This is a genomic window from Shewanella sp. DC2-4 (assembly GCF_013248875.1).
In the GTDB taxonomy this organism is placed as follows: Bacteria; Pseudomonadota; Gammaproteobacteria; order Enterobacterales; family Shewanellaceae; genus Shewanella; species Shewanella oncorhynchi.
This window is the reverse complement of the sequence record NZ_JABRVR010000002.1, coordinates 3,626,636-3,645,082: the sequence shown is the minus strand read 5'-3', so window position 1 is coordinate 3,645,082 and position 18,447 is coordinate 3,626,636. Positions and strand designations below refer to the sequence as shown.

Annotated in this window: 21 protein-coding genes; 16 read left to right on the top strand and 5 right to left on the bottom strand. The window is 43.8% G+C overall.

The annotated features are described in order from the left end of the window. Positions 1 to 157: 157 nt before the first annotated feature. Positions 158 to 901, bottom strand: a complete 744-nt coding sequence (locus HQQ92_RS16610) for a YdiY family protein (protein ID WP_173246883.1) — start codon at positions 899 to 901, stop codon at positions 158 to 160. Positions 902 to 1,114: 213 nt separating this feature from the next. Here HQQ92_RS16610 and rpsF point away from each other — a divergent pair, with 213 nt between their 5' ends. The 4 genes from rpsF to rplI are packed head-to-tail and all read left to right on the top strand — an operon-like array spanning position 1,115 to position 2,553. Then, positions 1,115 to 1,510, top strand: a complete 396-nt coding sequence (gene rpsF / locus HQQ92_RS16605; protein WP_105251410.1) for a 30S ribosomal protein S6 — start codon at positions 1,115 to 1,117, stop codon at positions 1,508 to 1,510. A gap of 8 nt (positions 1,511 to 1,518) precedes the next feature. Beyond that, on the top strand, positions 1,519 to 1,824 hold the full coding sequence (gene priB, locus HQQ92_RS16600) for a primosomal replication protein N (RefSeq protein ID WP_105251411.1): 306 nt from the start codon (positions 1,519 to 1,521) through the stop codon (positions 1,822 to 1,824). Between the two features lie 12 nt (positions 1,825 to 1,836). After that, positions 1,837 to 2,064: a 30S ribosomal protein S18 gene (rpsR, locus tag HQQ92_RS16595; protein ID WP_006083042.1), complete on the top strand. Its 228-nt coding sequence runs from the start codon at positions 1,837 to 1,839 to the stop codon at positions 2,062 to 2,064. Between the two features lie 36 nt (positions 2,065 to 2,100). Continuing rightward, the gene (rplI, locus tag HQQ92_RS16590) at positions 2,101 to 2,553 is read left to right on the top strand and encodes a 50S ribosomal protein L9 (RefSeq protein ID WP_113939970.1); all 453 of its coding nucleotides are present in this window, start codon (positions 2,101 to 2,103) and stop codon (positions 2,551 to 2,553) included. 237 nt (positions 2,554 to 2,790) lie between these two features. Here rplI and HQQ92_RS16585 read toward each other — a convergent pair whose 3' ends face one another. Then, positions 2,791 to 4,989: a S46 family peptidase gene (locus tag HQQ92_RS16585; protein ID WP_173246879.1), complete on the bottom strand. Its 2,199-nt coding sequence runs from the start codon at positions 4,987 to 4,989 to the stop codon at positions 2,791 to 2,793. Between the two features lie 125 nt (positions 4,990 to 5,114). On the opposite strand from HQQ92_RS16585, the gene dnaB reads away from it, so the two are divergent. Both dnaB and alr read left to right on the top strand, forming a co-directional pair. Beyond that, on the top strand, positions 5,115 to 6,521 hold the full coding sequence (gene dnaB, locus HQQ92_RS16580) for a replicative DNA helicase (protein WP_105251415.1): 1,407 nt from the start codon (positions 5,115 to 5,117) through the stop codon (positions 6,519 to 6,521). A 102-nt stretch (positions 6,522 to 6,623) separates the two neighbouring features. Beyond that, positions 6,624 to 7,700 (top strand): alanine racemase, encoded by a 1,077-nt coding sequence (alr, locus tag HQQ92_RS16575; RefSeq protein ID WP_173246876.1) that lies wholly within the window; start codon positions 6,624 to 6,626, stop codon positions 7,698 to 7,700. Positions 7,701 to 8,124: 424 nt separating this feature from the next. Here alr and HQQ92_RS16570 read toward each other — a convergent pair whose 3' ends face one another. Further along, positions 8,125 to 8,589 (bottom strand): chemotaxis protein CheX, encoded by a 465-nt coding sequence (locus HQQ92_RS16570; RefSeq protein WP_105251417.1) that lies wholly within the window; start codon positions 8,587 to 8,589, stop codon positions 8,125 to 8,127. Between the two features lie 735 nt (positions 8,590 to 9,324). Here HQQ92_RS16570 and dusA point away from each other — a divergent pair. The 3 genes from dusA to HQQ92_RS16555 all read left to right on the top strand — a co-directional run bounded on the left by dusA (position 9,325) and on the right by HQQ92_RS16555 (position 11,195). Next, the gene (gene dusA, locus HQQ92_RS16565) at positions 9,325 to 10,344 is read left to right on the top strand and encodes a tRNA dihydrouridine(20/20a) synthase DusA (protein ID WP_254306333.1); all 1,020 of its coding nucleotides are present in this window, start codon (positions 9,325 to 9,327) and stop codon (positions 10,342 to 10,344) included. 208 nt (positions 10,345 to 10,552) lie between these two features. Next, complete coding sequence (locus HQQ92_RS16560; RefSeq protein ID WP_173246873.1) at positions 10,553 to 10,843, top strand: hypothetical protein; 291 nt, start codon at positions 10,553 to 10,555, stop codon at positions 10,841 to 10,843. A 151-nt stretch (positions 10,844 to 10,994) separates the two neighbouring features. Beyond that, positions 10,995 to 11,195, top strand: coding sequence for a PspC domain-containing protein (locus tag HQQ92_RS16555; protein ID WP_173246870.1), 201 nt, complete (start codon positions 10,995 to 10,997; stop codon positions 11,193 to 11,195). Positions 11,196 to 11,326: 131 nt separating this feature from the next. Here HQQ92_RS16555 and HQQ92_RS16550 read toward each other — a convergent pair whose 3' ends face one another. Then, entirely contained in the window at positions 11,327 to 12,064 is a 738-nt protein-coding gene (locus HQQ92_RS16550) for an enoyl-CoA hydratase (protein ID WP_028761866.1), read from the bottom strand. 33 nt (positions 12,065 to 12,097) lie between these two features. Here HQQ92_RS16550 and HQQ92_RS16545 point away from each other — a divergent pair, with 33 nt between their 5' ends. Genes HQQ92_RS16545 through HQQ92_RS16535 form a run of 3 tightly spaced genes read left to right on the top strand, consistent with a single transcriptional unit; the run spans position 12,098 to position 14,300 of the window. After that, positions 12,098 to 12,580, top strand: a complete 483-nt coding sequence (locus HQQ92_RS16545; RefSeq protein ID WP_113941529.1) for a copper chaperone PCu(A)C — start codon at positions 12,098 to 12,100, stop codon at positions 12,578 to 12,580. 11 nt (positions 12,581 to 12,591) lie between these two features. Continuing rightward, complete coding sequence (locus tag HQQ92_RS16540; protein ID WP_105251468.1) at positions 12,592 to 13,560, top strand: DUF2333 family protein; 969 nt, start codon at positions 12,592 to 12,594, stop codon at positions 13,558 to 13,560. Positions 13,561 to 13,562: 2 nt separating this feature from the next. Beyond that, positions 13,563 to 14,300 carry a TIGR04219 family outer membrane beta-barrel protein gene (locus HQQ92_RS16535; protein ID WP_173246867.1) on the top strand — a complete coding sequence of 246 codons (738 nt, stop codon included), beginning with the start codon at positions 13,563 to 13,565 and terminating at the stop codon, positions 14,298 to 14,300. 77 nt (positions 14,301 to 14,377) lie between these two features. Here HQQ92_RS16535 and tolC read toward each other — a convergent pair whose 3' ends face one another. Next, the gene (tolC, locus tag HQQ92_RS16530; RefSeq protein ID WP_105251469.1) at positions 14,378 to 15,685 is read right to left on the bottom strand and encodes an outer membrane channel protein TolC; all 1,308 of its coding nucleotides are present in this window, start codon (positions 15,683 to 15,685) and stop codon (positions 14,378 to 14,380) included. Between the two features lie 244 nt (positions 15,686 to 15,929). On the opposite strand from tolC, the gene nudF reads away from it, so the two are divergent. From nudF to HQQ92_RS16510, 4 genes are read left to right on the top strand one after another with little or no spacing between them, the layout of a single operon-like run. After that, on the top strand, positions 15,930 to 16,532 hold the full coding sequence (gene nudF / locus HQQ92_RS16525) for an ADP-ribose diphosphatase (protein ID WP_028759445.1): 603 nt from the start codon (positions 15,930 to 15,932) through the stop codon (positions 16,530 to 16,532). Positions 16,533 to 16,538: 6 nt separating this feature from the next. Next, positions 16,539 to 16,979 (top strand): DUF1249 domain-containing protein, encoded by a 441-nt coding sequence (locus HQQ92_RS16520; RefSeq protein ID WP_105251470.1) that lies wholly within the window; start codon positions 16,539 to 16,541, stop codon positions 16,977 to 16,979. A gap of 15 nt (positions 16,980 to 16,994) precedes the next feature. Beyond that, entirely contained in the window at positions 16,995 to 17,834 is an 840-nt protein-coding gene (gene cpdA, locus HQQ92_RS16515; protein WP_173246864.1) for a 3',5'-cyclic-AMP phosphodiesterase, read from the top strand. Positions 17,835 to 17,860: 26 nt separating this feature from the next. Continuing rightward, the gene (locus HQQ92_RS16510) at positions 17,861 to 18,436 is read left to right on the top strand and encodes a YqiA/YcfP family alpha/beta fold hydrolase (protein ID WP_173246860.1); all 576 of its coding nucleotides are present in this window, start codon (positions 17,861 to 17,863) and stop codon (positions 18,434 to 18,436) included. Positions 18,437 to 18,447: the final 11 nt, after the last annotated feature.

The window sequence follows — 18,447 nt, the reverse complement described above, 5'->3', positions numbered from 1 at the left end:
GGTAAATCTTGATTAATTGCGCATTTCTGCTCAAAAAATCACTGAATTATGTCGGAACACTCAAGGGGATGCTTGTAAAGCATTCACATAGACGCCAGCCGAGTAGGCTATTAGCGTCATCTTACTCTATGTATTTCGTCGTATTTTTTAAAAAGAGTTATCTAAAAGTGTAAAGCAAGTTGAAGGTGGTGATGGTATCCATGGGTTGGCTTCCTTCTGGTACCACTTCAGTGTATTTGATGTTCATACCGATCTTAAATGCCCAATCTTGGAACACCAGATTTTTATAGTTCATATCTAAGGTGAGGGTGTTGTTGTTCTCGCCCACTTCCGCGGTGAGATCGGCATTGAGACTGCTGTATTCCTGTAGTTTTTGAGAGAATTTGGCAGCGGTACGAAGAATGACATCTTTTTCGGCATCAGGGCTGGGGATGGTTACCGATTCTGCAGGTAAGTTATATCGATAACCTGGGCCGAACTCGAGACTGAGTTTTGTTTTATAACTACTGATAGCATTGAAACCGTAACCACTCGAAAGCGTTGATATTTGCGTGTAACTACCGAATTGATCCCAAGTAAAATCACCACGTCCGAAGACATAACCCTTAGTCAGTTTATAGCTCGATTGTAACTGTAGCTCATATTTTTCGGAGGTTGTTTGACTTTTTTCTGAGGCAAAATAGGCTTTTAGTGTGGCTTCTTGCTTGGTTTGCTTTGTATCGTAAATCAGTTGGGTTCGACCATTAAAACTGCTGGATTCGGTATTGCCTGTGTTCAGTTGCAAGCCAGCTTCGATTTCCGCGGTAAAATCGCTGGGCGGTTCCTGATAATCAGGTGGAACAAGCGCAAGCGCAGGAAATGAAAGGAAAAACAAACTGATTGGCGTAATAACTTTTAGCATTATGTTTTATTCTTGGTTAGCTGATTTCAGACGTCCGAATGTAGGCGAACCGCCATCATACCTGTATTGATTGGCGAGGCAAAGTTATTGCTTGAGTTTCTGGCTTGCTTTCTGTACTATCTCGCGCTCAAATCAGTCACTATTTTTCGTTCCTTGCCTCCATTTGGTTTGACTGAGCCAATACCGAGGCTACATAACCGTAAGGAGCAATAAATGCGTCATTACGAAATCGTATTTATGGTTCACCCAGATCAAAGTGAACAAGTACCAGGTATGATTGAGCGTTACACAGGTGTTATCACCGAAGCTAACGGCACAATCCACCGTTTAGAAGATTGGGGCCGTCGTCAACTGGCTTACCCAATCCTTGACCTGCATAAAGCTCACTACGTTCTGATGAACGTTGAAGCTAAAGCAGAGACGATCGAAGAGCTAGAAACAGCTTTCCGTTTCAACGACGCAGTTCTGCGTAACATGGTAATGCGTACTAAAGTTGCCGTTACTGAAGCATCTCCAATGGCTAGAGCTAGAGATGAGCGCGATTCACGTCGTGGCCCAGCTGGCGAACGCTCATATGATGAAGCTCACGCTGAAGAAATCGCTGAGTAAGGTAATCTGTGACCACCAATAACTTGGTGTTGTCAGGAACGATAACTCGTTCAAGACGCTTTAAAAGCCCAGCAGGTATTGCACATAGTGTAATTATGTTGGAACACAAATCGCAGCGTTATGAAGCCGAAATGCTCCGCAACGTCTACGTACAAATTCAAGTGATATTGAGTGGCCCACGCTTTGAAAGCGTCGCAGAAGATCTGAAAGCAGGTGTGGAAGTACAAGTGCAAGGCTTTATGACGCTTCAACAGGGGCGTAATGGTCAGAACCGCTTAGTCATCCATGCCGAAAATGTCGAATTGAAAACTTAGGAGACTGTCAACATGGCACGTTATTTCCGTCGTCGCAAGTTCTGCCGTTTCACCGCTGAAGGTGTTGCAGAAATTGATTACAAAGATATCGTTACTTTAAAGAACTACATCACTGAAAGCGGCAAGATTGTTCCTAGCCGTATCACTGGTACTAGTGCTAAATATCAGCGCCAACTAGCTCGCGCTATCAAGCGTGCTCGTTATCTTTCTCTACTGCCATACACTGATTTACATCAGTAATTGCAGTATTCCTAATCGAATATAGAGGATTTGATAATGAACGTTATTCTGCTTGATAAAATCGCTAACCTAGGCAACTTGGGTGACCAAGTTACTGTTAAAGCTGGTTACGCTCGTAACTACCTTTTGCCACAAGGTAAAGCTGTTGTTGCTAACGAAAGCAACGTTAAAGTATTTGAAGCTCGTCGCGCTGAATTAGAAGCTAAATTAGCTGCTGAATTAGCTGCTGCTAACCTACGTGCTGAGAAAATCACTGCACTGGAAGCTGTTGTTATTGCTTCTAAAGCGGGTGATGAAGGCAAACTGTTTGGTTCAGTTGGCAACCGTGACATCGCTGATGCAGTGACTGCTGCTGGTGTTGAGCTGGCTAAATCAGAAGTTCGTTTACCATTAGGCGCTCTGCGTACTACTGGCGACTTTGAAGTTGAAGTTCAGTTACACACTGAAGTTAAAGCTGTTGTTAAAGTTTCTATCGTTGCAGAAGCTTAATTACTCCTTGCTTTAATCTTAAGAGAAACACCGCTTCGGCGGTGTTTTTTTATAGCTGAAATTTAGGTTTTGATATCGGCTCTGCGATGGATTTAAGCGATAGGTGATACGCGCCTACTCATTCAATCTCATCATCCCAAAGTGTATTCGCTGCTAAAATACGAGCCCAAATAAAAGCCGCTTACTGCATAACAGTGAGCGGCTTTTTGTTTAGAGCAACGGATTTAGCTCAAGGTATTAATTTCTCACTAAATCCAATTCTTGGATTAAGTTATCGGCATGGTCGACTTCATCCATCATCCACAGGATATAGCGAATATCCACGTGCACTGCACGGGTGATGGTTGGGTTGAAGAACCAATCTTTAGTGATAGCTTCATAGGTTGAGTCGAAGTTAAGGCCCACTAACTCACCTTTTCCGTTGAATACTGGTGAGCCGGAGTTACCACCTGTGGTATCCACACTCGATAAGAAGTTAACAGGTACTGAGTTAAATTCTTCTGGTTTATCTAAACAAGAGAAGAGTCTGCAAATCCAGCCGCGGGGATCTTGATAAACCGACTTCACCAGATGATCGCCAAAACGTTGTTCGCTAATCGCATCGAGGAGTTTTTTCGGCGCATTATAGGGCTCAACGCCTGTGTGTTTTGCGACTATGCCATCAAGACGAGTAAACGGCTGTTTATAGAGCGCATCACGTGATTGATAACCATCAACCATGCCATAGCTGATCCGTAGCGTACCGTTGGCGTCAGGATAGACTGGCCAGTTGTTTGCTTTGTAGTATTCGATCACGGCCGCCATATAATCAGGGCGAGCACTAGACAGCTTGCCGTCTAAGATTTTTTCTGACTTTTCCTGTGCCATATTCGTGTCATAAAGTGCTACGGCTAAACGAATAAAGGGATCTGCACTGGTTTCGAAAGCGCTAGCATCGGCATTCATCCACGCAAGGCGCTTAGCTTGGTCTGTGAGCGTAGTGAGTGAGTACAAACCATCGAGTTTAGCTGCGAGATCGGCATCTTTCGTGTTCACATTTAGCATCTCATCGAGTGCTGCTACGCGATTTGATTGGCTAAGGTAAGCATTTAAATCCTGTAGCCACAAAGTCTTATCAACAGTGACATCAAAACTTGAATCGATACGTTTAAGACGTGAGCTTAACATAGCAATATCACGTTCTTGGTAGCCTTGCTCACGCTCGGCATCGGGCTTTTGTTTTTCTTTAGCAAGACGGTAGAGGCTGTTTGCTGCGGTTAACAATGTGCTAGATTGGGCATTGGTAAAGTAGTAATTACTTTGGAATGCTTGTTGTTGCTCGGCGAGTAACACTTCTAACTCAGCAATGAGATTTTGATTTAGCTTAGGGTTTTGTTTAAGCCAAGCTAAAAAATTATCTTCACGGCTTTGCTTAATGCCAATGATATCCGTTGCTTTAAAACCCGCTAATAGGCCGTTGAGTTTCTTCATCCGGTTGGCCATTGAGGCCATATTACCTGCGTACTTAATGGCGATATCGGCATCTTTTTGTCCCATAGCCTCGATAGTATCAATCTGTAATTGATAACGCTTAGCTTGGGTTGGGTACAACCAATCACTGGCAAATTTAAGTTCACTGGTCAGGTTGTAACGGCTAGTCGTGCCTGGGTAACCCGCCACAAACACGCCATCACCGGCTTTTACGCCATCGGCATTGACCTTAAGGTAGCTCTTTGGCTGGTAAGGAATATTATCGTCGCTATAAGCAGCAGGTTTGCCATCTTTACCCACATAAGCTCGTAGGAAGGCAAAATCACCCGAATGGCGTGGATATTCATAGTTATCAATATCGCCACCATAGCCCCCAACACTTTCAGGTGGTGCGTAGACTAAGCGCACATCGCGGATCATCAATTGCTTGATTAAGTAGTATTCTAAGCCGTTATGGAAACTGCGCACATTACAACGATAGTTAGCATCGGCTTCACAGCTTTTGATGAGCGCTTTACTGTGATTTTGAATGTCTTCGTAACGACTTAGCGGGTCTTGGCTGAGGTCTTTATTGATTTGCGCGGTGACATTGGTCACTGCTTCTGTGATGTATAAACGTTCGTTAGGACCGGCAGAGGGTTCCTTGTCCATCGATGTTGCTAAAAAGCCTTGTTCTAGGTAGTTATGCTCTTGCTTAGTGTTATATTGTATCGCCTTGTAGGCACAATGGTGGTTTGTCACAACTAGCCCTTGGGGGGAGACAAAACTGGCGGTACAATAGCCCAGCCCAACCACAGCGTTCATTGGATAACTTGTCAGATCGGCCAGTTTTTCTGCCGGAATATCAATTCCGCGTTCACTGAGTTTGTCTGCAATTGAAGGCATTTGATAAGGTTGCCATTGTCCTTCGTCGGCAGTTGCTATGCCGGATGTCAGTACTAAGGCCGCAACCAATGCAATACGCATGTTCTTTCCTTATTGATTGTTAGAGTGTCCGTTGGAATGAAATAACAGGCGAGTGTAAACATCCTGTTTGCTTGACGCGGGTTTTATATCATATTTTGTTAAGTTGTTGGAAATCGGGAGCGTTAATGTCACAACAAGGTGCTTTTAAGCCTAAAAGTAAGCCAAGAGATTTGCAGCTTGATGGACTCAAGCTGCCACCGCATTCAATTGAGGCTGAACAATCGGTATTAGGCGGCTTGATGTTAGATGCCGAAGCGTGGGACAGGGTCGCTGAGGCTGTCGTAAAAGAGGATTTTTACTCTCGCTCACATAAGATGATCTTTTCTGCCATGCACAGATTGGTCGATTTAGGGCAACCGATCGATTTGATCACGGTTTCTGAACAGCTAGAAGTTGAAAATCAATTAGAAGATGCCGGCGGTTTTGCCTATTTAGGTGAGATTGCGAAAAATACCCCAAGTGCGGGTAATATTTTATCTTACGCTGAAATCGTCCGTGAACGTGCAGTCGTTCGTGACATGATCCGCGTCGCGCATGAGATTGCCGATGCGGGCTATAACCCAGAAGGTCGTGACTCGGGTGAATTACTCGACCTTGCTGAGAGTAAAGTATTTAAGATCGCCGAGATGCGAACTAATGCTAACGAAGGTCCCGAAGGTATCAAAACTATTCTGGAAAAAACCGTTGATAAGATTGAGCAGCTTTACAATAACCCCCACAACGGTGTGACTGGAGTATCGAGCGGTTTTAACGATCTCGATAAAATGACGGCAGGGTTTCAGTCTGGCGACTTGATTATCGTTGCGGCGCGTCCTTCTATGGGTAAAACCACCTTTGCGATGAACTTGTGCGAACAAGCAGCGATGAATGAAGATAAACCCGTACTTATTTTCAGTCTCGAGATGCCGTCAGAACAGATTATGATGCGTATGCTGGCCTCCTTGGGCCGCGTTGATCAAACCAAAATCCGTACTGGTCAGCTCGATGATGAAGATTGGGCTCGGGTTTCATCGACCATGGGGATCATGCTCGAACAAGGTAAAATGTATATTGATGATGGTTCGGGATTAACCCCGACAGAAGTTCGCAGCCGCGCGCGTCGTATCGCCCGTGAGTACGGTGGTTTATCTATGATCATGATAGATTACCTGCAGTTAATGCAGGTGCCCGCCTTAAAAGATAACCGTACCTTAGAAATTTCTGAAATTTCACGCTCGCTGAAAGCATTAGCCAAAGAGTTGGAAATCCCGATTATTGCCCTGTCGCAGCTTAACCGCTCGCTCGAACAAAGGGCCGATAAACGTCCTGTTAACTCGGATTTGCGTGAATCGGGCGCTATCGAGCAAGATGCGGATCTCATCATGTTTATTTATCGTGATGAAGTGTATAACAACGATTCTCAAGATAAAGGCACGGCAGAAATCATCATTGGTAAGCAACGTAATGGCCCCATTGGTCGAGTGCGGCTCACTTTCCAAGGGCAATTTTCGCGTTTCGATAATTATGCTGGGCCGCAGTTTGAAGAAGATTAATTGACGTTTAAAAACAGTCAGTTTGCGTTTGCAGAAGATGAGCTGTATTGATGTATTTTTTATATCCGTGACTTTTTATTTCCTGAGTAAACAAGGTAAATTTTGAACCCTTTTCCCCGTGCAGAAATTAGCAGTAGTGCACTGCAAACCAATCTCGCTGCGTTGCGTCAACAGGCACCAGCGAGTCGTGTGATGGCCGTCGTTAAAGCGAACGGTTATGGTCATGGATTATTGAATGTCGCTAATTGTTTAGTCAGTGCCGATGGCTTTGGCCTAGCACGATTGGATGAGGCCTTAGAATTACGAGCGGGCGGCGTGACAGCGCGTTTGTTATTACTAGAAGGTTTTTTCCGTGCCACCGATCTTCCGTTACTCGTCGGGCATGATATTGACACTGTAGTGCACCACAGCTCTCAGCTTGAAATGTTAGAGCAAACTGTGTTGTCAAAACCTGTCACTGTCTGGCTTAAAGTGGATTCAGGCATGCATCGTTTAGGTTTTACGCCCGAACAATTTTCAACGGTTTACGCAAGGTTAATGGCCTGTCCAAATGTGGCAAAACCGATCCATTTGATGACACATTTTGCCTGTGCGGACGAGCCTGAAAACACCTATACCTCAGTGCAGATGGCGGCTTTTAATACGTTAACGGCAGGCTTGCCCGGATTTAGAACCTTAGCCAACTCTGCTGGTGTCTTGTATTGGCCTCAGAGCCAAGGCGATTGGATCCGTCCTGGTATCGCACTCTATGGCGTATCTCCTGTTACTGGTGATTGCGGTGCGAATCACGGGTTAGTTCCTGCGATGGAATTGGTATCACAGTTGATTGCGGTACGGGATCATAAAGCCAATCAGCCAGTGGGCTATGGTTGTTTCTGGACCGCGAAGCAAGATACTCGTTTAGGCGTAGTGGCGATTGGTTATGGTGATGGTTATCCTCGCAATGCACCGGAAGGCACACCCGTGTGGGTCAATGGTCGCCGCGTACCCATAGTTGGCCGTGTTTCTATGGACATGTTGACCGTTGACTTAGGTCAAGGTGCGCAAGATAAAGTTGGGGATAGTGCATTGCTGTGGGGTAAGGCATTACCCGTGGAGGAAGTCGCTGAACATATCGGCACTATCGCTTATGAATTAGTTACTAAGCTTACGCCAAGGGTTGCTGTTTGCTTAGCTTAACCCTGACAAATGGAAGTATTTGGGGACACTTTTTAGCAAGAAAACGGTGATTAAACACCGTTTTCTTTTATGTAAAGTGTCAGGATGAATAATTGCCTCTACACGAATGGTTACTGCAAATAACACTATGAATTATAGTTATTTGTTAGCGGGAGAAGTATCGAACCTGTAGGGCTGAGATAAGCAAAATAGTGGTTTGCAGTTCATCATTGGCGACGCAATATGTTTTGGACCTGAGGATGAAGCTGTGCTGAACTGGTGTTAGGCGGCAAAATAGACGATAAAAATATCTCAATTCAGGTTACGGTAAACCAGCCGTTCTGATCTTTGTTATCTGGCTTTAAATAAGCGAATGAAACATAAGATCCAGAGCGACAGGATATTTAATGTATTTTGAGCTGACTGGCTTGATGCATTTAAGCTATTAGTTTTCAAAACATATTTCAATATAAGCAGTACCATGCGGGCTTGTAAATGGCATGATAATCTTAGTGCCATTAGCTTTATGGGAAATAGTATGGCCTTTTCCTGATACGACCATAGGAGTGGCCATTTCAAATTCATAGCCTTTTTGACCCAAAAGATTTTTTGCACCACCAGTCACCATATTCGTAATTTCGCCTACTAAGTCAGTCACTTCCTCGTTAATTTTACCCGGGTTTTCGCCAAGCATATTCTGCATTATCTGCAAAACAAGCTTTTGTTCGAAGGTAATCGACAGTGATCCTTTTGTTTGGGGTCCAACAAGACCTATTAGGCCGGATACATCACCTTTAGCTAAGTTATCTACTTTGATTTGGGGTTTGCCCGGCGTCAAATCCATGCTCGCCATCGTAGATATGACATTGAGCAAAGATTGGAGGAAAGGATTAATAAAATTAACGTTCATGCCTAAGTTTGTCCTCTTTTGAGCCTAAACCATGGAGTAATGGCATTGCTTAAGGCTATTAGAAAAGTTGCTTATCGACAGCAATCTTGATCACACTCTATCAGCTTAGATGAGACAGCTATAAATGTGAGGCTAATTTAAAGATATTCTTATCATTTATCTGAGTTATAGGCCGCTAAAGCTCCATATAACCGTGCCCTTTATTGTTTAGACCGTTTTGTATGATGGTTTATAAGTTTGCTTGGAAGACACTTATCGTCAAATAGCGTTGTTTTACGTCTTATACATACAAAAATGGGCTGCATTAGCCCCATTCATAGTGGCTCATGAGTGCCGATGCTGCAAAGTTTTTTAGCCTTTTTATGGAGTAACTCGACTTTTATTTGCACTTGAACTTGTGAGAAGGCGTTGCTACTCAACTCTCTATCCCATCGCGTCTTACGTAATCCCATTTTATATGGCTATTTTCGGCATTGTGGAGTGCTATCAAAAAGGCGTCTTGGCCTTGAGTGTCTTAGCTGACTTTGTAAAAGTACGATGTTCGCTGTAAACTGTCTCACTTTTTTGCTTCACCCTAACGACGCATTTGTAGTGTGTTGTTCAGTACGTGTTTTCAGGTCAATTACTGGGAACACCATCTTGAGCGCTCAATCTTATAATTTGGGATACCTCACAGGATGCCCGGCAATTAGACAAATGCACAAATGTGTAAAAACAGCTTAAAATGTGAGCGTGATGATTCAATCTAAAATGAGTAAAAACCCTGTTATATCAGCTATTCCAATCGTTAGGACCTTTTCCATTGCGCCCATGTTGGACTTGACGGACCGTCATTATCGTTATTTTGCACGTTTGATGTCGGCTAATGCTTTGTTATATACGGAGATGGTGACAACAGGAGCGATATTGCATGGTCGCGGTGATTACTTGGCGTATAACCAAGAAGAACATCCTTTGGCGTTGCAGTTAGGTGGCTCTAATCCCTTAGATTTGGCTCGTTGCGCTAAACTCGCTGCTGAGCGAGGCTACGATGAAGTTAACCTCAATGTGGGTTGTCCTTCCGATCGAGTGCAGAATGGTCGCTTTGGCGCGTGTTTGATGGCGGAACCTGAGTTAGTGGCTGAGTGTGTTGACGCCATGAAACAAGTCGTTGATATTCCTGTGACTGTGAAAACGCGTATCGGAATTGATGAACAAGATAGTTATGCGTTTTTAACCCAGTTTATTGATGTGGTCAGTGCAAAAGGGTGTACGGATTTTACTATCCATGCGCGTAAGGCGTGGCTTCAAGGGTTAAGCCCAAAAGAGAATCGCGAGATCCCGCCGCTCGATTATGAGCGTGTGTATCAACTTAAGCGTGATTATCCTGCACTTAATATTGGTATTAATGGCGGCGTAACAACTCTCGAGCAAGCACAAGTTCATTTAGTGCAGCTCGATGGAGTAATGATGGGGCGCGAGGCTTATCAGAATCCTTATATTCTGGCGCAGGTGGATCAAATATTGTGTGGCAGTCAAAAAGCAGTGATCAGCCGCGAGGCTGTGATTGAGGCTATGTTGCCTTATATCGAAGCACATTTGCAGTCGGGTGGGCGACTTAATCATATTACTCGCCATATGATCGGGTTATTCCAAGGCTTACCGGGTGCCCGTGCGTGGCGCCGTTATTTGAGCGAAAATGCCCATAAAAACGGCGCTGGGATAGAAGTGGTAAAGCAGGCTTTTCAGAATATTCAGGCTGAAGTTGTAGAGTAATTCCACTCGACTTAAAAGATGGTGAAATTTACTAATTTGAGTAGTATTTTTCACCACTTGTTATTTTCCAATCCATCCCTATATCTCATTTTGTCCACATAAATTTTTTAAAATGATTAAAATCATAATCTTAAAAATATTTTTATAAGTTGGCACGCAGTTTGTAATAGTCCCTTCGTCAAGTTAATTAATCGAAAGGGATGCCATCATGTTTACGTTAACCATTAAAAAATCAGTACAAATGAGTGTGTTATTAGGCGCGTTAGTCGGTAGCGTTGCAGCACACGCAGAAGCCGCACCAATATCAGATGTTGTGGGAACTATTGAGCAAACATTAACTGCGCAGACACAAGAGTTGTTCGTCAGTGTAAAGCGTGAATTTGTGATGTCATTGCAAACACAACTGGCTGAAAGTATTTATGACTTTAACAGTCAACTTAGCTTAAACGCTGAAAATAAAGGTGAATCGGCAGGTGCCGATGAATATAGCGCTAAGTAAAGGATCTGCTTATGTGGTTTGTAGCACCTTTGATGACATTGCTACTGTTACCTGTAATTAGTCTTGCGTTGTTTTCAGGCATTATTTGCTGGTTTCAGTGGCATAGTGTTAGTGATAAATAAGTTAGCGATGAACTGAGCCGAGGTTTTAGATGAAACGATTAAAAGTGCGTATGGAGAGTCCAGAGCGGTTAGTGTGTGGTGTTGCTGCAGGCATGGCGTGGAAATTTGATTGGTCTTGTTTTTGGACTCGTGCGGTGTGGGCTGGTGCAGTTGTATTTATGCCGAGTGTAAGTTTGCTAATTTACTTTGTTTTAGCATTGTTAGTTGACCAATGGAAAAAACCAGCCTAAGCATGCCGTGATGGCTGGCGTTCGATGAGCTCATAAGTGGCTTGTTGTGATTTAAAATGTTGCAATTAAACCTATCAACAAGAGGGCACTTTGACCCTCATGCGACATGTATGTGCATACTGCCTTGCAGACTACTTTTTCAAAAAAGCCTGAAATCTGCTTTTGGCTTCATCACTTTTTAGCCTAGCGCTAAATTGTTCAAGTTCTTGGTGCATTTGGTGTTGTACACGATTTTTATGCGGACGCATTAATTGACGTGTGATTTGTAGTGCTTGTGGCGGTTGATTGGCCAATTTTTTTGCCTGAGATAATGCATAACTGAGTAAATCTTCATGGGCCACAATTTCGTTGATCATATTGAGTCTATGGGCCGTCTCGGCATTAAAACTTTCACCAAGTAGCAGTAACTCAGCCGCTTTTTGATAACCAATGAGTTCTGGTAAGAGTAGGCTAGCCCCCGCTTCCGGCACGAGAGCCAGGTTGACGAAGGGAAGTTGAAATTTCGCCGTGTTGTCAGCGTATACCAGATCGCAATGTAGCAGTACGGTTGTACCTATACCGACGGCGGCACCAGAAACAGCAGCCACCAGAGGTTTTTTGAGTTCGAGCAGACAAAATAAGAAACGTACTGCGGGATGATTTGGCCCTAAGTCACTATTTTTCAAAAAGTCAGCAACATCATTGCCTGAGGTGAAACAATTATCTTGGCCATGGAGCATAAAGGCACGAATGTCGTTGTCTGCTTCACCTTCGATCAGGTATTCTGTCAGTTGTTTATACATATTAAGATCAAGTGCATTGCGTTTATCAGGGCGATTAAAGCTAATAATACGCACGCCCTGATCATCCTGAACCTGTATATGACTCATGGGTTGTTTCCTTTACGACGACATTGGGTAGACATGGAGTTTAAGACATTGAAACCAATATTCAAACAGCTGTTTAATTGTCTAGTTTTATCTTGTGCATCATTTTCAGCGTTGGCGAACGTAGTCATGACTGAAGGTCATATACGCGCCATGCCTGAGACAGTACCAAATACTGCCGCTTACTTTACGCTTGAAAACCACACAGATAAAGCGATTCGTCTTATCGGTGTCAGTACGACTGTGGCAAAGGATGCCCAATTACACACGATTATCGAAGACCAAGGCATGGTGAAGATGCGCCATGTTGAAGGTTTTGACATCCCCTCCCATGGCACATTAACGTTAACGCCGTCAGGGGATCACGTCATGTTGCTTGGCTTAAAAGCGCCATTGGTGTTAGAGCAACAAGTTGAACTGCAATTAGAGTTTGACGGTGGCGAGAAAATGGCAATTACCCTGCCTGTTAGTAAAGCAGTAGAAAACGCCGCAGAGCAAGAGCATCATCACCATCATTAAGGAGTCGCTTGATGCAAATTACATGGAAAAAAGTTACCGGGGTCGGTTTATTTTTAGTATTAATCGGTTATGGCGTGAGTGTATGGTGGAGTATCGAACCGGATCCGATTAGCCCTCAACAATTAACAGCATCCAATAAGAATATTGTTGGGTACGCTACCACTACATCGCTAATCCTCACTGTCGAAAATTTACTCGATAAGCAAGGTGGTTGGTTATCAAACGATGTGATGCCACCTTCCATCTTCATGGATAACATGCCCGCATTTGAATATGGTGCTTTGGAGCAAGCCCGTGATTTAGCCTTGATTATGCGTAAAGAGTTTAGCCGCTCACAGTCACAATCTGCGGCGGACAAAGATTTAGGCGAAGCCCAATCTAAGCTCAATATTGACCACACTAGCTGGTTAGTACCCAGTGCCGAAAGCGAATATCGCGATGCAATCAAATTGCTGAAGCTTTATCGTGCCCGCATGATGGACCCTAATAATCAAGATGCACAGTTTTATGCCCGTGCTGACAACCTTAATGAATGGTTGAAAGAAGTGCAGAAACGTCTGGGCAGTATGTCACAGCGTTTATCTGCCAGCGTTGGCCAAGAGCGCTTAAATACAGACCTAGCTGGTGACAATTCGGCGCGTCAATCAACCCCAAATTTGACCAGCCATCAGGTAAAAACCAGTTGGTGGAAAATTGATGATGTCTTCTATGAGAGCCGTGGTGCTTCATGGGCGTTGTTGAACTTTATGCGTGCTGTTGAAGTCGATTTTGCAGATGTCTTAAAGAAGAAAAATGCTGAAGTGAGCCTAAGACAGATCATTCGTGAACTGGAAGCTACTCAGCAAACTGTCTGGAGCCCTGTTGTGCTGAATGGCAGCGGTTTTGGCTTAGTCGCTAATCATTCATTGGTTATGGCTAACTATGTATCCCGTGCGAATGCCGCGGTGATTGATTTAACGAACTTGCTATCTCAAGGTTAATTATGAAAAAAACTCTCCTCGCCAGTGCGGTATTAGGATTCTGTATGGCCTCATCTGCCCAAGCGGCAACTGTGGTTGGTTTTACTATTGGTGGTGATTACTGGCGCGCCGATACTAGCGGTACTTTTGCTGATAAAGGTCAACCACAACAAACATTTGATTACAGTTCATCTGCTCAAGGCAGTTATTGGATTGCAGTTGAGCACCCATTGCCATTTGTCCCTAATATTAAAATCCGTGAAAATAGCCTAGATCAGAAAGGCGGCATGTCGGATGCTGATTTCAACTTCAATGGTCATGATTTTAACGGCAATGTTACCACTTATACTGATTTGAGTAACACAGACTTCGTGCTGTACTACGAAATATTGGACAACGACATAGTGTCATTGGACCTTGGTGCTGCATACAAGTTAATGAATGGTTCACTGCGCGTGCAAGATCCTGGCCATCCTGAAGAGAAAGATGTCGATAGCGGTATTGTGATGGGTTACGCCAGTACGCATGTAGGTATGCCTGGCTTAGGCTTGTACGGTTTTGCTGATTTGATGCAGGGCGTCAATGAGTCAAGCGTGCACGACTATGCTATTGGTTTAGGTTGGCAATTTGATGGTTTGGCCGTCGATACCCGTGTGCGTGTAGGCTACCGTGAATTTTTATTCGATGTGAGTAATTTCTCGGGTGTGAGTGCCGATACTAAATTTAAAGGTTATTTTGCGGGTGTTGAAATCAACTTCTAATTTTGTTGATTTTAACTTTTAAGCATAAAAAAACCGCCAAATGGCGGTTTTTTTATGCTTAATGACTGAGAGCGTTGTTACTGTGCAATCAAGCCATTATTGATGGCGATAACATCATCTTCATTCAATGTACCCGCAGCTTGCTTTAGTGCAACAACTGAGTTGATGTAGCTATAGCGCGCATCGGATAATTTACGTTTTGAGTCGTACAAGTCACGGGTACGGTTCAAAACATCAACGATAGTACGAGTACCCACTTCGAAACCCGCTTGAGTGGCTTTTAGGGCACTTTCTGATGAAATAACCGATTGCTCATAAGCTTTGATTGAGCTGATAGAAGCACCTACGTTGTTGTAGTTATTACGAACGTTTTTCACTACACCACGGTAAATTTGCTCAAGCTTTTCACTTGCTTCAACATACTGGAATTGTGCTTCATTAACTTGTGAGCTGACTTTAAAACCTTCGAAAATCGGAATGCTTAAGTTGACACCAACGCTGACATTATCAAAATCAGGTTCGTTGAGATTCCCCATTTTTTGCTCAAGACCTTTGTTGTAACCGGCATTTAAGCTTAAAGACGGCATGTGGCCTGCTTGATAAAGCTTAATGGTCTCTTGAGCAATATCTTTACCAATACGTTGAGTCATTAAATCAACACTATTGGTTTCAGCAATTTTTAACCATTCGCTAGATGACGTTGGCGCTGGCGTAACGGCTGAGAAACGGTTGGTATCTAGCACATTAATCGTCTTGTGATCGATGCCGGTGATTTCACGTAAGGCTTCATAACTATTGGCGAGCGTGTTTTCGGCTAAAATTTCAGTGGCTGAGGCTAAGTCATATTGCGCTTGAGCTTCATGCACATCGGTAATCGCGGTTAAACCCACTGCGAAACGTTGTTTAGTTTGTTCAAGTTGACGCTCGATTGCGCGTTTTTCTGCACCTTGGAACTCGTAGTTGTCTTTCGCCGTTAATACATCGAAATAGGCTTTAGTGATACGAGTAATCAAGTTTTGTAATGCTGAAGCATAAGCGGAATCAGCTTGAGAAGCGGCTTTCTCAGCAAGACTTAAACCAACCCAAGCACTGTGATCATAGATGACTTGATTTAATTTCAGGCTACCTACTAGACCACTTGCATCATCCTTCGGATCATTCCAAGCTTTGTCATAACCGACATTTGCACTAATGGTTGGCAACAGCGGAGCGCGGTTTTGTTCGATTTTCTCAAACAAACCATTACGCTGGGCTTGGGCTTGCAATACGAGCGGGTCGCTGGTCAGTGCTTGCTGATAAATTTGCAACAAATCATCTGCTTGCACCGCTGAAGCGGAAGCCGCAAGTGTTAATGCTGCGCATAAATTATGGATCTTAAATTTCATTTGCTGTCCTTATTAGACAAAATCCCCCCACGGAGGAATATTTTAACTTCGTTTAGACTAAGTAATGCCTTTACCAAGGCGGTTTGCGCTTCCCGACGCTTCCCGATACAGCTAAAACTTAATGACCTAGAGTCTAAGAACTCTGACACTTTCAAGTCAAATTCGAAGTGTAACAGATTTTATTTTAAAAATGTGCTCAAATTGCCTTGATTATAGGCGCAAATTTAACTTTTAAGGATAGAGTATGAAACCCCCTGTTTTTTCGCAAACGGATATTGAGATCTTAGGAAAAAAATCCCTTTATCAAGGTTTTTTCTCAATGGACGAATACACTTTCAAGCATAAATTATTCGCTGGTGGCTGGAGTAAGCCTGTCACTCGCGAAGTGTTTGAACGGGGTCATGCTGTGGTCGTCCTTCCCTATGATGCCAAGCAAGATAAAGTCGTACTCATTGAACAGGTACGCTTTCCTGCATTAGCAACCGCTAAATCTCCTTGGCTTCTTGAGTTAGTCGCGGGTATGATTGCGCCCGCAGAAACGCCTCTGGATGTTGCACACCGAGAATTAATGGAAGAAACTGGCTTAATGGCTAAGCAAATACACAGTGTAAATAGCTATTTAGCGAGCCCAGGTGGTAGTACAGAACGTTTCTATTTCTATTGGGCTGATGTCGATTCAAACGATGCCCGTGGATTGCATGGATTAGCTGAAGAGCACGAAGATATTCGATTGCATGTTATGAGCCGCGAGCAAGCTTATGAGCGAGTGGTTGCGGGCGAGATTGATAATGCGTCGACCGTTATTGGATTACAATGGTTACAATTAAACTATCAGCAACTGGTTTAAGTTGGGATGAATTTGGCTACTTCGAGTCTAAAACGGCGCTATAAACCCAACGTCAGTGATTTTTTAGCACTGTGCGGGCGTAATTATGGCTACATGTTGAAATGGTTACCGTTAGAGATAGCTATCGGTGAGTCATGGCGACTCGAAGGTGAGTTTGGTATATTAGTAGTGCGAATTTTAGAAAATACCAAATATACTCAGCTAGTTGAGATATCTCGTCCCATCGAAATCAAGGAGTTTATCAATACTCCCAAGGTGTTAGTGAGAATTTATCACGATGCTAAATTAGCAGAAGTGTTAACTGGCCAACAGATTTACCAATTACGCCCAGTGTATGATTATCCCAATGTACGCATGTATCAAAGTGATGAAAAGTACCAGGTGAATGCATTCCTGGAAGAGTTATTAAAGATTGGTTACCAACACAGTGTCGTGTGCCAGTCTTAGAATTGGGTATTCAATGTGCTGAAAGAGGCTGTCTCTTACTCCATAGCTGAAGGGGAAAGCGTGCGTATCGTGCAAGTCACAGATCCGCATCTTTTTGCCGATCCTGAAGCTCAGCTATTAGGAGTTAATACTAGCAAAAGTTTTGCTGCCGTATTAAATACGATTAGAGCTGTGGACTATCCTGCTCACTTGATGCTCGCCACGGGCGATTTGAGTCAAGACTATTCGGCTGAGTCCTATCAGCAATTTGTGAAAGCAGTCACCCCCGTTGGCTTACCTTGCCATTATCTTCCTGGAAATCATGACGATCCACGGATCATGTATCTGCATATGCAGGGTGAACAGATTTTTGGGCAGCAGCGTATTCTGGCGGGAAACTGGCAAATCCTCATGTTGGATTCAACCGTGCGGGGAAAGCCTGGCGGCAATATGGCCGAGACTCAATTCGAATTAATTGATGAAGCCATTACCGCACATCCTGAATGCCATACTTTACTGGTGATGCATCACAATCCCATCGTTGTGAATTGTACTTGGCTGGATCAGCACTGCATGGACAATGGCGCCGAGTTTATCGCGCGAGTGGCAAAGTATCCGCAGGTCAAAGGATTGCTCTGGGGACATGTGCACCAATGTATTGATACCCATCATAATGGGCCCCATGGCACGTTGCAGTTGATGGCGACACCTTCCACTTGTATTCAATTTAAGCCGTTATCGCCTTATTTTGCCTTGGATGGCGTTCAACCGGGTTATCGTTTGCTGGAGTTGAAAGCAGATGGTAGCATCAACACTAAAGTGTATCGCGTACCGGGTAACCATTTTTCCCCCGACAACAACTCTAGCGGTTATTAACGCGAATAGCCGCAGCCTGAGGAAATATGCTGCTTTATATTCACGGTTTTAATAGTTCTCCATTTTCAGATAAAGCTGTGATGACGGCTAAGTACATGGCGCTGCATCATCCTAGTGTGGCCTTCCATCAGCCCCAATTACCCAATACACCTAAGGCTGCGATGGTGCTCTTAACCGCTTATGTTGAGGCGGCGATTGATGCCAACGAGCCATTAACTTATATAGGCTCATCTTTAGGCGGGTATTTCGCCAGCTATTTAGCCGAAACCTACGGTGGCAAAGCGGTGTTAGTTAATCCAGCGGTAAAACCCTTTGAGTTATTCGATGAGTTTATGGGGCCGCAATTCAATCCTTACACTGAACAGCATTATCTTGTCTTACCTGAGCATAAGTCTGAAGTCGCTGAATTTAATACGGCTGTGATCCGCAATCCGGATCGTTTTTTGGTATTATTGCAGACAGGTGATGATGTGCTGGATTATCGCGAAGCGGTCAATAAGTATCATCACTGTCAATTGCGAGTTGAAGCGGGTGGTGATCACAGCTTTGTTGGTTATGAGTCGCATCTGCAAACTGTAAGCCAATTTTTACACTTACCTTGACAAACTGACAT